The sequence below is a fragment of the Nocardia sp. NPDC050710 genome, from assembly GCF_040654375.1.
Lineage (GTDB): Bacteria > Actinomycetota > Actinomycetes > Mycobacteriales > Mycobacteriaceae > Nocardia.
Genome location: NZ_JBFAHV010000015.1, coordinates 125,454 through 138,032, shown reverse-complemented (window position 1 = coordinate 138,032; position 12,579 = coordinate 125,454). Strand labels below are relative to the sequence as shown.

At 65.8% G+C, this 12,579-nt stretch carries 10 protein-coding genes; 1 reads left to right on the top strand and 9 read right to left on the bottom strand.

What is annotated here, in order from left to right; translation table 11 throughout:
• Positions 1-68: 68 nt before the first annotated feature.
• On the bottom strand, positions 69-788 hold the full coding sequence (locus tag AB0H61_RS24095; RefSeq protein ID WP_357308145.1) for a sterol desaturase family protein: 720 nt from the start codon (positions 786-788) through the stop codon (positions 69-71).
• Positions 789-811: 23 nt separating this feature from the next.
• Positions 812-1,534 (bottom strand): GntR family transcriptional regulator, encoded by a 723-nt coding sequence (locus AB0H61_RS24090; RefSeq protein ID WP_357308142.1) that lies wholly within the window; start codon positions 1,532-1,534, stop codon positions 812-814.
• 101 nt (positions 1,535-1,635) lie between these two features.
• Between AB0H61_RS24090 and AB0H61_RS24085 the strand changes: the two genes are divergently transcribed.
• Positions 1,636-2,070 carry an NUDIX hydrolase gene (locus AB0H61_RS24085; protein ID WP_357308139.1) on the top strand — a complete coding sequence of 145 codons (435 nt, stop codon included), beginning with the start codon at positions 1,636-1,638 and terminating at the stop codon, positions 2,068-2,070.
• Positions 2,071-2,134: 64 nt separating this feature from the next.
• Here the strand turns inward: AB0H61_RS24085 and AB0H61_RS24080 are convergent, their stop codons facing one another.
• From AB0H61_RS24080 to AB0H61_RS24050, 7 genes are read right to left on the bottom strand one after another with little or no spacing between them, the layout of a single operon-like run.
• A complete protein-coding gene (locus tag AB0H61_RS24080) occupies positions 2,135-2,785 on the bottom strand; it encodes a hypothetical protein (protein WP_357308136.1) in 651 nt (216 codons plus the stop codon).
• Positions 2,782-4,452 carry an ABC transporter family substrate-binding protein gene (locus AB0H61_RS24075; protein ID WP_357308133.1) on the bottom strand — a complete coding sequence of 557 codons (1,671 nt, stop codon included), beginning with the start codon at positions 4,450-4,452 and terminating at the stop codon, positions 2,782-2,784. Before AB0H61_RS24075 ends, AB0H61_RS24080 begins: the two co-directional genes overlap by 4 nt.
• 36 nt (positions 4,453-4,488) lie before the next feature.
• Positions 4,489-6,168, bottom strand: coding sequence for an ABC transporter family substrate-binding protein (locus AB0H61_RS24070; RefSeq protein WP_357308130.1), 1,680 nt, complete (start codon positions 6,166-6,168; stop codon positions 4,489-4,491).
• 38 nt (positions 6,169-6,206) lie between these two features.
• A complete protein-coding gene (locus tag AB0H61_RS24065) occupies positions 6,207-7,883 on the bottom strand; it encodes an ABC transporter family substrate-binding protein (RefSeq protein WP_357308348.1) in 1,677 nt (558 codons plus the stop codon).
• A gap of 35 nt (positions 7,884-7,918) precedes the next feature.
• The gene (locus AB0H61_RS24060; protein ID WP_357308127.1) at positions 7,919-9,604 is read right to left on the bottom strand and encodes an ABC transporter family substrate-binding protein; all 1,686 of its coding nucleotides are present in this window, start codon (positions 9,602-9,604) and stop codon (positions 7,919-7,921) included.
• 13 nt (positions 9,605-9,617) lie between these two features.
• Positions 9,618-11,468 (bottom strand): ABC transporter ATP-binding protein, encoded by a 1,851-nt coding sequence (locus AB0H61_RS24055; protein ID WP_357308124.1) that lies wholly within the window; start codon positions 11,466-11,468, stop codon positions 9,618-9,620.
• Positions 11,465-12,403, bottom strand: coding sequence for an ABC transporter permease (locus AB0H61_RS24050; protein WP_357308122.1), 939 nt, complete (start codon positions 12,401-12,403; stop codon positions 11,465-11,467). The genes AB0H61_RS24055 and AB0H61_RS24050 overlap by 4 nt, the downstream gene beginning before the upstream one ends.
• Between the last annotated feature and the right edge of the window lie 176 nt (positions 12,404-12,579).

Sequence of the window (12,579 nt, the reverse complement as noted above, 5' to 3'; positions counted from 1 at the left end):
ATTTTCCCCGAGTTTCCCCAGGTTTCCGCCGATTTCGGGGTGCGAATGTCCGCCCAGACCAGGTGTGCTCACGCCGCGGAGTGCAAATTCCGCGCTGTCGGCGACGTCGGGGTGCTCGACGGATCCGGGTAGGTCCCGAAGAGACGGTCGGCGGTGCCGGAACTGGTCACCGTGAACCAGAAGTGCTCGTTCTTGTAGTGGTGGTGGCGGTGATTGCGCCAGACCGCCCGATACAACGCGTGTTTCGGCTTGTAGTCGGTGTGGATCAGATAGTGGGTCCACTCGTAGACGAGGCCGAAGACGGTAATGGTCAGCAGGAAGGTCAGGCCGAGGCCGGTGCGCGAGAAGGCGAAGGCCGTAATGGCGAGCAGCGCGATGATCACCACGACAAGCGAACGAGTGGGGATGAAGATCAATGGGATATTGCGCGGATCCACATGGTGCGCGCGGTGTTTGCGGGCCAGCTCGCTATCCAGCGGAATCGGGCCGAGTCGTTTCGGGCGCCAGTGCAGCACCATGACATGTACGACCCATTCGAAGGCCGGGAAGACCGCGAGCATGATCGCGGGCAGCAGGGCATCGGTCCACTGCCAGTCGCCCACGATGATCCGCAGGGGCAGCGCGACCACCAGCGCGGTGCCGATCAGCCACGGCGAGGGGTGCCGCAGGAATTCGCCGAAGGCGTCGCGGAGACCGAGCCCGCGGCGTAGCGGCCTGGCGAGTTCAGCTTCGTCGCGCCGGACCCGCTCGCGCGCGCTCGACTGGTCGGGAGTATCGGGTTTGGTCATGGCACTTCCTCGATGATGCGTGATCAGTGCCCGCCGAGGGCATCGATCAGGGCGGTGGTCGCCGGCTCGAGCAGGGCCCGAGCGCATTTGGCGGCCTGCTTGGGTCTGCCCGCGATGATGGCGGCGGCCAGATCCCGATAACCCGCGACATTGCCCACCTCGGCGGACATGATCGGGGCCAGGGCGGCGAGCGCCGGTTCGTAGGCGGCGCTGAGCATGTTGAACATCAGCCGGAACACGATGGAGTCGGCCGTATCCACGATGTGGTCCCAGAATTGGAGCGCGTACCGCTGCCGCGCGATCGGATCCGATTCGGCGGCAAGGGCTTCGAGTAGACGATCGAATTCCGCGCGCACCGCGGTGGCATCGTCGCGGCCGAGGCGTTCGGCGGCGAGTTCGGCGACCTTGGGGCCGTTGTGCAGCCGGGCCTCCAGAATGCTGCGCGCGACCGCCGGTTCCAGCGTCCCGGCCTGGATCAGCAGCCGGGGCAGCACCTCGAGTCCGGCGCCGCGCCGATAGTCGAGCACCGTGGTCGCGTCACCCTGGCGCACCGCGACAAGTCCGGCCGCGGCCAGCCGTTGCAGTGCCTCGCGCACCGCGGGCCGGGACACCCCGAGCGCCTCGGCCAGCTGCCGCTCGCTGGGCAGCGTGGCTCCCGGTGCGAGTTCGCCGCTGAGCACATCGGCGGCGATCTGCTCGAAGACATCCGCCGACACCGACCGCTTGACCACAGGTTGTAACGCCATACCCCTACTGTGCGCCTCAGTGGTCAGCTGGTCAAGTGGTAAGACCAATCGCCATGACTACGACGACCGTGGCAGACTCGAAGCGGGAGGAGGGAGAGGCGATGATCGAATACCACGGCGAGCAGCGGTGGATCGCGCACGCGCTGCCGATCCGTACCGGGAAAGTGCTACTGCTGCATCGCAATCCGGACGGTTATCTGGGCGATCTATGGGATATCCCCGGCGGTTCGGTGGCGCCCGGTGAGACACCGGCGCAGGCCGCCTGGCGCGAGGTCTGCCAGGAGACCGGGCTGGACGTCCTGATCGCCGATGAGCTGACGCATTTCGTCAACCCGGACACCGAGGGCCGCGATATCGATTTCCACACGGTGACCTTCGGCTGCTTCGAGAACGCGCTCGACCGCGATGTCAGCCTCACCACCTCGGAGCACTACGAATTCGAGTGGATGTCCTATGCCGAGGCGACCCACGTTCCGCTGGTCTGGCATGTGCGCAAGACCCTCGATCATGCCGAGGCGCTGGGTCTGCTGTCCTGATCGGCTGCTCCGCCGCCCTCCCAGGCGACGAACCGAGCCACCGAGGCCGGACTCGACACTGGGCTCAGCTCGGGTCGGACCCGCGCACGGCCGCGAGCCAGACGGTGACCGCGGCGGCGACGCATGCCGCGCCGAGGAAGGTGACCAGCCCCCCGCCGTCGATATAGACCCACAGCAGGGCGGCGAAGGGGGCCGCGACCGTGGATTGGGCATCGAGCAGCAGTCGCCGGGTCGGTCGTGTGGCATCGGTGGCCAGTGCGGACGCCTCCGGATCCGGCCGCGACGGGTTATCGATCAGGCGTCCCGGGGGTTCGGTGCCGCGCGCCCGCCCCGACGGATACAGGCGCAGCTCGGTCGTACGCAGGGCACGGCCCGTGTACTCGGCGGTGGTCTCGGTCAGCGTGAGCAGCGCCGGGTCGAAATAGACCGGCAGCCACGTCGCCGGGGTGATCTCCAGCCATGAGCGGCTGACGAGACGGTGCTCCTGCCTGGTCCGCTTGATATCGACCTCCGCGGCCGGGCCGAGTCCGTTCGGAAGCAGTCCCAGTGCGATTCCGAGCTGAAAACCGGTGTAGCCCACGATGGCCAGCGCCACGGTCGCGAGTGCGGCGCGCTGGTCGGTATCGGCGAACGGCGCCCACGCGGCGGTGATCGCGAGGGCGCCGATCGTCACGGCGACCGGGTAGGCCAGCGGATGGCCCGGTCCGAATCTCACTTCAGGAAGCCGACCGTGGTGTAGTCGCGCGATGCCAGGCCGAACGCGCCGTAGTTGGCGAGGTCGGCGCGCACCGCGTAGGTGCCCGACGCCTGGTTCAGCGGAATCGAGTACCCCTCGGCGAAGATCATCCGATCGCATTCGTTGGCCAATTCGATGGCCTTATCCGGGTCCAGCTCCGACATCGTCTTATCGATCAGCGCGTTCAGTTCCGGCGAACCGATGCGGGCCTTATTGCCCATCAGGTTGTCCGGGTCGTACGCATAGATCTGCGGAAGCGCGACCAGCGGGAAGACGCTGCCGCTCCAGCTGAAGTTGGCCAGCTCGAAGTTGCCCGGATCGATCACATTCGTGAAAAGTCCGGTGCCGGGGACGGTCTGGATCGTCATCTGCACCCCGACCTTCGCCAGATTCTGCTGCACGATCTGCGCGGTCTGCACCCAGGCGTCCTGCTGGTACATCACATTGCGCAGTTCCAATCTGCGGCCGTCCTTTTCGCGGACATCACCGTTGAGCTTCCAGCCGAGGTCGTCGAGCATGCGCGCGGCCGCGTCCGGATCGTAGGAGATCGGGCCCGCATTGTCCTGGTAGCCCTGCTGACCCGCCACGAAGACGTGATTGTTCAGCGGTTTCGGATTCTCCACGACGCCGTGCTGGGCGGCGTTGACGATGCCCTGGCGATCAATGGCCTTGGAAATCGCAATGCGCAGTTGCGGATCCGCCAGCAGCGAGCCCGGCGCGCCGTTGAAGGTGATGTGAGCCCAGGCGGGCTCGGGTGTGCGGCGCAGCACCACGCCCGCGGCATTGCGTGCGCCGGTCACATTCTCGATGCCCGACATGTAGGCGGTATCGAGCTCATTGTTCTGGATCGCGGGCAGCCACGCGCTGCTGTCGAGCACGCTGAACGTAATGGAATCGAGTTTGGGCTTATTACCCCACCACAGGGGGTTGCGACCGAGCGTGATGCGATTCTGGCCGCGGTCGATACCGGTGATCAGGAAGGGCCCGGCACTCTGGGTGAGGCCGTTCTTATCCCGATTGTCGAAGGCGTCCGGCGTCTGGGTGGTCGCCTTCGGGTACAGCGGGCTGAACTGTGCCTTCCATTCGGAGTACGGCTGGTCGAAGGTGACGATCGCCTGCCGGTCGTCGACACCGCGCTCCACGGTCCGGACCCGATCGAATCCGCTGGTGGCCGCGATGAGGAAGGCGTCGTCGCGTCCGCTCAACGCCGCGGCCTGCGAGCTCAGGTCCTCCCAGGTGATGGGGGTGCCGTCGGACCACACGGCCTTCGGATTGATGGTGTAGGTGACCTGCTGCGGTTCGGTGCCGGTGAGCTGGATATCGGTGAAGTAGTCGTGGTTGACCGAGACGCGGCCCGCGGCATCACTGACGTAGGCCGCGGGCATGGTCGGCTCGACGACGGCAACACCGCTGCTGGTGTTGCCGTCGACGTGGAGCACATTGAAGTTCTCCGGGAAGGAGCTCAGCACGAGCCGCAGATTGCCCCCGTCCCGCAGTTCGCTCGGATCCCGCGGATTGATGTCGTTGGTGCTGCCGATATCGCTGGTACCGGGCGCCACATCGTTAGCGCCGGAACAGCCGGACACGAGCAGACCGACGGCGACGGCGGGGATCGCCAGACGAGTGCCGAGGGAGCGAATCCTCAAGAGCTTCCTTCCCGATCGGAGTTCACGGTGCGGAGATCACTTCACGAAGCCGATCTTCGTGTAGTCGAGGGAGGCGAGCCCGGCCGCGCCGTAGTTGGCGAGGTCGGCGCGTACCGCGACATTGCCCGCCGACTGCATGAGCGGCAGCGAGTGGCCCTCCTCGAAGACCTCGCGATCGATCTCGTTCGCCATTTCCATGGCCTTGTTCGGATCGAGCTCCGACATCGTCCTATCGATCAGGGCATTGAGCTCCGGGGAGCCGATCCGGCCGTAGTTGCCCTGCAGGTCGTTCGGGTTGTAGCCGTAGATCTGATTGAGGCTGCCGAGCGGGAACGGGTCACCGACCCAGCTCCACTGCCCGATATCGAAGTCACCCGGCTGGATCACCTCGGTGAAGTAGCCCTTGCCCGGCTTGGTCTCGATGAGGAGCTTGGCGCCGATCCGGGCCAGGTTCTGCTGGATGATCTGGGCGATCTGCACCCAGACCGGATCGTTGTACATGACATCGCGGATCTCCAGCTTGCGGCCGTCCTTCTCGCGGACATCACCGTTGAGCTTCCAGCCGAGCGCATCGAGTTCCCGCGCGGCGGCGTCGGGATCGAAGCCCAGGCTGTTGTCCCGGTAGCCGGCCTGGCCCTGGATGTAGATGTGGTTGTTCAGCGGCTTGGGGTCCTGGACCAGCCCGTTCTGGATCGCGGTGGCGATGCCCTGCCGGTCGATGGCCTTCGAAATGGCCACCCGCAGCGCGGGATCGGCGAGGATCGAGCCGGGGGCGCCGTTGAACGTCAGGTGGTTCCAGCTATTGCCCGGTGCTCGCCGGATGGCGACGCCGGGGGTGTTCTGCGCGGTCTTCAGTTCGTCGCGGGTGCCGAGCCCGACCGCGTCGATCTCATTGTTCTGCAGCGCCGGAAGCGTTGCCTCGCTGGACAGTACCGAGTACGTGATGGTGTCCAGCTTGGGCTTGTCGCCCCACCACAACGGGTTGTGCCCGAGCACGATCCGGCCCTGCGCACGGTCGGTGGACTGCACCAGGAATGGGCCGGCGGTCAGCGTGATGGCATCCACCTGGCTGTTGTTGAAGCTTTCCGGGGTTGCCGTCACCGACTTCGGTACCAGGAACGAGTTGCCCGCGAACTGACCGCGCCATTCCGCGTAATGCTGATTGAAGGTGATGATCGCCTGCCGGTCGTCGACCCCGCGCTCGACCTTCTCGACCCGGTCGAAACCGCTGTTGTTGGCGATCAGGAACGCCTTGTCCCTGCCGCTGAGCGCATTGGCCTGCGACGCGATGTCCTCCCAGGTGATGGGGGTGCCGTCGGACCAGACCGCCTTCGGGTTGATCGTGTAGGTCACCTGCTGCGGCTCGGTACCGGTGAGCTGGATATCGGTGAAGTAGTCGGTGTTGACGGACAGTTGACCGGCGGCATCGGTGCGGAAGGCGCGCGGCATCATCGGCCGCTCGACCCCGGCGATCTCGATGTCGTTGCCGTCATTGGACAGCGTGTTCCAGTTGGCCGGGTACGCGGAGATCGCCAGGCGCAGATTGCCGCCGTCGCGCAGCTCGGAGACATCCTTCGGGTTGATGTCGTTGGTGGTGCCAACGGCCGCGACGGCTCCCTCCGGCGCACCCTCGTCACTCGAGCCGCAACCCGCCAGCACCAGGGCGCACGCGAGCGCCGGTACGGCCACCCGCATGCCGAAGGAGTGAAATCTCATGGAAGAACCTTCCTGCCGACGGAACAACAACCTTGAAGTCATTTCACGAATCCGATCTTGGTGTAGTCGTAGGACGCCAGACCGGGCGCACCGTAATTGGCGAGATCGGCGCGGACGGCGACATTACCGGTGGACTGCACCAGCGGCAGTGAGAAACCGATCTCGAAGAGTTTGCGATCCACCTCGTTGGCCAGCTCATTGGCCTTGTTCGGATCGAGTTCGGCCAGCGACTGCTCGATCAGCGCGTTGATCTCCGGTGTGCCGATGCGGCCGTAATTGCCCTGGAGCTCATTCGGGTTGTACGCGTAGACCTGCGGTAGACTGCTCAGCGGGAAGGCGTCGCCCTGCCAGACCCAATGCGCGACATCGAAATTGCCCGGCTTGATCACGTCGCTGAAATAGCCCGTGCCCGGCTTGGTCTCGATAATGAGCTTGGCGCCGATCTGGGCGAGATTCTGCTGGATGATCTGCGCGATCTGCACCCAGGACTGGGCATTGAACATGACATCGCGGAATTCCAGTTTGCGCCCGTCCTTCTCGCGGACGTTGCCGTTGAGCTTCCAGCCCAGCGCATCGAGTTCCCGCACGGCCGCCGCCGGATCGAAGGGCAGGCTGTTGTCGGCGTACCCGACCTGGCCTTCGACGAAGACATGGTTGTTCAGCGGTTTCGGGTTCTCGACCAGTCCGTTCTGAACCGCGGTCGCGATGCCCTGGCGGTCGACGGCCTTCGCAATGGCCACCCGCAGTGCCGGATCGGCGAAGATCGAGCCGGGCGCGCCGTTGAAGGTCAGATGTGACCAGCTATTGCCCGGCGCGCGCCGGATGGCGACGCCGGGAGTGTTGCGCGCGGTCTTCATATCATCGATGGAGGTGATGCCGACCGCGTCGATCTCGTTGTTCTGCAATGCCGGGATCAGCGCCTCGCTGGACAGCACCGAAAAGGTGATGGTGTCCAGTTTGGGTTTGTCGCCCCACCAGCGCGGATTGTGGCCGAGCACGATCCGGCCCTGGGCCCGGTCCACCGATTGCACCTGGAATGGCCCCGCGGTCAGCGCGATGCCGTCGAGCAGGCTCTTGTTGAAGGCATCGGGGGATTCGGTGACCGACTTCGGGTACAGGAACCCGTTACCCGCGAACTGACCGCGCCATTCGGCGTAGTGCTGTTTGAACGTGATGACCGCCTGCCGGTCGTCGACGCCGCGTTCGACCTTCTCCACCCGGTCGAATCCGGTGGTCAGCTTGATCAGATAGCCCTTGTCCGCGCCGCTCAGCGCCGCGGCCTGGGAGCGGATGTCCTCCCAGGTGATCGGACTGCCGTCGGACCACACCGCCTTCGGATTGATGGTGTAGGTCACCTGCTGTGGGTTGGTGTTGGTGAGCTGCACATCGGTGAAATAGTCGGTGTTGACCGACAACGCACCGCTCGCACTGGTGCGGAAGGCGCGCGGCATCATCGGCCGCACCACCGCGCCGACCTCGCCGGTGGCATCGGTGTGCAGCGCATTCCAGTTCTCGGGGAGTGCGGTGAGCGCCAGCCGCAGATTGCCGCCGTCGCGCAGTTCGCTGACATCCCTCGGATTGATATCGCTGACCGTGCCGAGTTGTGCGGCCGAGCCCTCGGGGGCGGTCTCGTCGGAGCCGCCGCAGCCCGCGAGCACCAGGCTCAGCGCCACCAGCGGCGCCGCGAATCGGAATGTGCGCGAGGTGATCCGCATGGCACCTGTCCCTTCGATCATCGGTCGGTACCCGTTCATCGCACGAACCCGATCTTGGTGTAGTCATAGGACGCCAGGCCGGGGGAGCCGACATTGGCCAGATCGGCGCGAACGCCGAAGCTGCCGTCGGACTGGGTCAGCGGCAGTGAATGACCCTCCGCGAACACCGCGCGGTCCACGTCGTTGGCCAGTTCGATCGCCCGCCGCGGATCCAGTTCCGCGAGTGTGCGGTCGATGAGGGCGTTGAGTTCGGGCGAGCCGATCCGGCCGTAATTGCCCTGGAGATCATTCGGGTCGTAGTAGTAGATCTGCCGAATGCTGCTGAGCGCGAACGCGTCACCCTGGAAGATGAACTGCGCGGCATCGAAATCGCCGGGGATGATGACATCGGTGAAGTAGCCGGCGCCCGGCTTGGTATCGATGGTCAGCCCGACGCCGATTCGCGCCAGATTCTGCTGGATGATCTGGGCGATCTGCACCCAGACCGGATCGTTGTACATGACATCGCGGATCATCAGCTTGCGGCCGTCCTTCTCGCGGATGTCACCGTTGAGCTTCCATCCGAGGGCGTCGAGATCCTTCGCCGCCTGCTCCGGGTCGAAGGCCACGGGCGCGGAGTTGTCCCGGTAGCCGTCCTGGCCTTGCAGAAAGACGTGGTTGTTCAACGGCTTCGGATTCTCCACCAGGCCGTTCATGGTCGCGGTCGCGATGCCCTGGCGGTCGATCGCCTTCGCGATCGCCACCCGGACCCCGGGATCGGCCAGAATGGAGCCGGGCGCGCCGTTGAAGGTGATGTGGCGCCAGCGATTACCCGGCGCCCGCCGCACCACAACGCCCTCGGTGTTGCGCACCGTCTTCACATCATCGATGGACGACAGCCGCACCAGGTCGAGCTCGTTGTTCTGCAGCGCACCCACCCAGGCGACGTGGTCGAGCACGCTGTAGGTGATGGTCTCCAGCTTCGGCCGCTCGCCCCACCAATTCGGATTGCGGCCGAGCACGATCCGGCCCTGGGCGCGGTCGGTGGACTGCACCTGGAACGGGCCCGCGGTCGGCCCCATGCCGTCCACCAGGCTCTTGTTGAACGAATCGGGGTTCGCCGTCACGGATTTCGGGAACAGCGCGGAGTTGCCCGCGAACTGACCGCGCCATTCGCCGAAGGGCTGGCGGAAGGTGAGCACCGCCTGCCGGTCGTCGACGCCGCGCTCCACCTTGTCGACGAATTCGAAGCCGTTGGTGATGGCGATCAGGAAACGTTTGTCGCGGCCGCTGAGCGCCTGCGCCTGGGAGGCGATGTCCTCCCAGGTGATCGGGCGGCCGTCGGACCAGAACGCCTTCGGGTTGATGGTGTAGGCGACCTGCTGCGGGTCGGTTCCGGTCAGCGCGATATCGGTGAAGTAGTCGCGGTTGATCGACAGTTCGCCCGCCGCGTCCACGGTGAAGGCCCGCGGCATCATCGGGCGTTCGATATCGGCGATTTCGCCGTCGTTTCCGTCGTTGGACAGCGTATTCCAGTTCGCCGGGAAGGTCGTCGTCGCCAGCCGCAGGTTGCCGCCCTCGCGGACCTCGTCCCGGCTCCTGGGATTGATATCGCTGGTGGTGCCGAGGGCGTCGGACAGCCCGGCGGCGGAGTCGTCGCCACCGGACCCGCAGCCCGCCGCGATCAGTCCGACCGCGACCACCGTGGCGGCCCAGCGCATTCGGTTCGAACGGATCCGCATGGCGCTCTCCTGACTACCCGCTGACGACCGGAACGGGGACCGCTTCGATCAGAGCCTTGGTGTACTCGTGTCGAGGATCGGCGAAGATCTGTTCGGCCGGACCGGATTCGACGATCCGGCCGCGATACATCACCGCGATGTCGTGCGCCAGATTGCGGACCACCGAAAGATCGTGCGAGACGAACAGATACGACAGTCCGCGTTCGGTCTGGAGATCCCGCAGCAGATTCAGCACACCGGCCTGGATCGAGACATCCAGCGAGGAGACCGGTTCGTCCAGCACCAGCAGTTCCGGGTCGAGGGCCAGGGCCCGCGCGACGCTGATGCGCTGCTTCTGGCCGCCGGAGAAGTCGGCCGGGTAGCGGTCGGCGTGTTCGGGCCGCAGCCCCACCTGCTTCAGGAGTTCCGGAACCCGTTTGGCGATCTCGGCGCGCGGCCTGCCGTCGATGCGCAGTGGTTCGGCCAGCGCGTCGAAGATCGGCAGGCGCGGATCCAGTGAGGCCGTCGGATCCTGGAAGACGATCTGCATCTTGCGGCGGATGTCGCGCTTCTGCGTTTTGGTCAGCGTCGAGACATCGCGGCCCATGATCTCGATGGTGCCCGACTGCGGTTTCGCCAGGTCCAGGATCTGGGTGAGGGTCGTCGACTTCCCGGATCCGGATTCGCCGACCAGTGCCAGCGTGCGGCCGGCGCGGACCTCGAAGCTGATGCCGTCGACCGCGCGCACCTCGCCCTTGTGCCGCCGGAAGACCACCCCCGAGGTGATCGCGAAGGTTTTCTTCAGCTCCGAAACCCTCAGCACCACGTGAGCGTCGGGATTCGCCTCGGTCTCCGGTTCGGCGATCTCCTTGCGGTAGGCGGTGAACAGTTCGGCGGTGCCCACCTCCGCCGTGCGGATGCACGCGGCGGCGTGCCCCGGACTTGTCATCTCCAGTGGCGGTTCGGCGGCGCGGCACTCATCGATCGCGATCGGGCAGCGCGGCGCGAACGAGCAGCCGGGCGGCAGCGCGTGCATGGCGGGCGGTGCGCCGACGATCGGGATCAAGGGACGCCGCGCGGGACCGTCCATCCGCGGAATGGAACCGAGCAGGCCGACCGTGTACGGCATTCGTGGTGCGTTGAACAGTTCGTCCGCGGCGGCGGTTTCGACGATCTTGCCCGCGTACATCACCGCCACCCGGTCGGCGAGCGTGGCGGCGATACCCATGTCGTGGGTGATCATGATGACGCCCGCGCCGGTGATATCGCGCGCCTTGCGCAGCAGATTCAGAATCTGTTTCTGCACCGTCACATCGAGCGCGGTGGTCGGCTCGTCGCAGATGATCAGCGCCGGATCGTTGGCGATCGCCATTGCGATCACCACGCGCTGTCGCATACCGCCGGAGAATTCGTGCGGAAATGCCTTGGCGCGCATCTCGGCATCGTCGATACCGACCAGTTTCAGCAGGTCCACCGCTTTTGCGGCGGCTTCCTTCGTCCCCATAGCGCCGTGCGCGAGCAGCGCCTCGGCGATCTGCTCGCCCACCCGGTAGACCGGGGTCAGCGCCGAGAGCGGATCCTGGAACACCATGCTGACCGAACTGCCGCGCAGTTTGGACATCTGGCGATCGCCGATGCCGAGCAGTTCGCGTCCGCGCAACCGGATGGAGCCGTTGATCCGCGCCTGTTCCGGCAGCAGACCCATCACGGCCAGCGAAGAAACCGATTTGCCCGAACCGGATTCGCCGACGATGGCCAGCACCTCGCCATCGGCGAGGGTGTAGTTCACCCCGCGGACCGCCTCGATCCGGCCCTCCTCACTGGGGAAGGAGACCCGCAGATCGGAGACTTCGAGCAGGGGCGCGGTCGAGTTTGCGCCTGTCATGGGTTTGCCTTCTCTTCCGGCGCGGCCTTCTTGCGCGACCTGGCCCGCTTGGCGCTCGGATCGAACGCGTCGCGCAGCCCGTCGCCCACGAGGTTCGCGCACAACACCGTGATGATCAGCAGCCCACCGGCGAACATGAACAGCCACGGATACGTCAGTGCCGATTTGGTGCCCGCCGCGATCAGCGAGCCGAGCGAGACATCCGGCGGCTGCACACCGAAACCGAGGAAGCTCAAACCGGTTTCGGCCATGATCGCCGAGCCGACCGTAAGCGTGGTGTCGATGATCAGGATCGAGGCGATATTCGGGACGATATGGCTGAGGATCACCGTGCGGGTCGGCGCACCCATGTATCGCGCCGCCCTGACGAATTCACGATCACGCAGGCTCAGCGTCAGGCCGCGCACAATGCGGGCGCTGATCATCCAGCCGAAGACCGCCAGCAGCACGATCAGCAGTCCGATGGAGCCGCTGCCCTTCGTGCGTGGGGCGAAGATCGCGATGATGATGAAGCTCGGCACCACGAGCAGCAGATCGACGAACCACATGATCGCCCGGTCGGTCCAGCCGCCCAGCAGCCCGGCCAGCGCCCCGGTGGTGGCCGCGATGGTGGTCGAGATCAGCGCCACGCAGACGCCGATGACCAGTGATTTCTGCAATCCGCGCAGTGTCTGCGCCAGTACGTCCTGGCCGATCTGGGTGGTACCGAAGGGGTGTTCGAGACTCGGTGGTTTCAGCAGCGCGGTGTAATCCAGCTCCTGATAGTCGTAGGGCAGAAACGGCGGCAGCGCGAAGCTGGCGACGAACAGCAGGACCAGCACAATCGCACCGGACACCGCGGGCTTGTTGCGCAGGAATCGCCGCACCACCAGCTTGCGACGTCCCGCCGCGGCGACCTCGGGTGCGCCTTGGACGATGATTTCGGCTTCCGTCATGCTGTCTCCACGGTGGGATTCGCGGGCCCTGCGTGGTTACGCGGGCTTCCTCCTTCGGGCCTGACGCTCATCCCACTGCCCCCACGGTGGGATTCGCGGGCCCTGCGTGGTTACGCGGGCTTCCTCCTTCGGGTCCGACGCTCATCCCACTGCCCCCACGGTGGGATTCGCGGGCC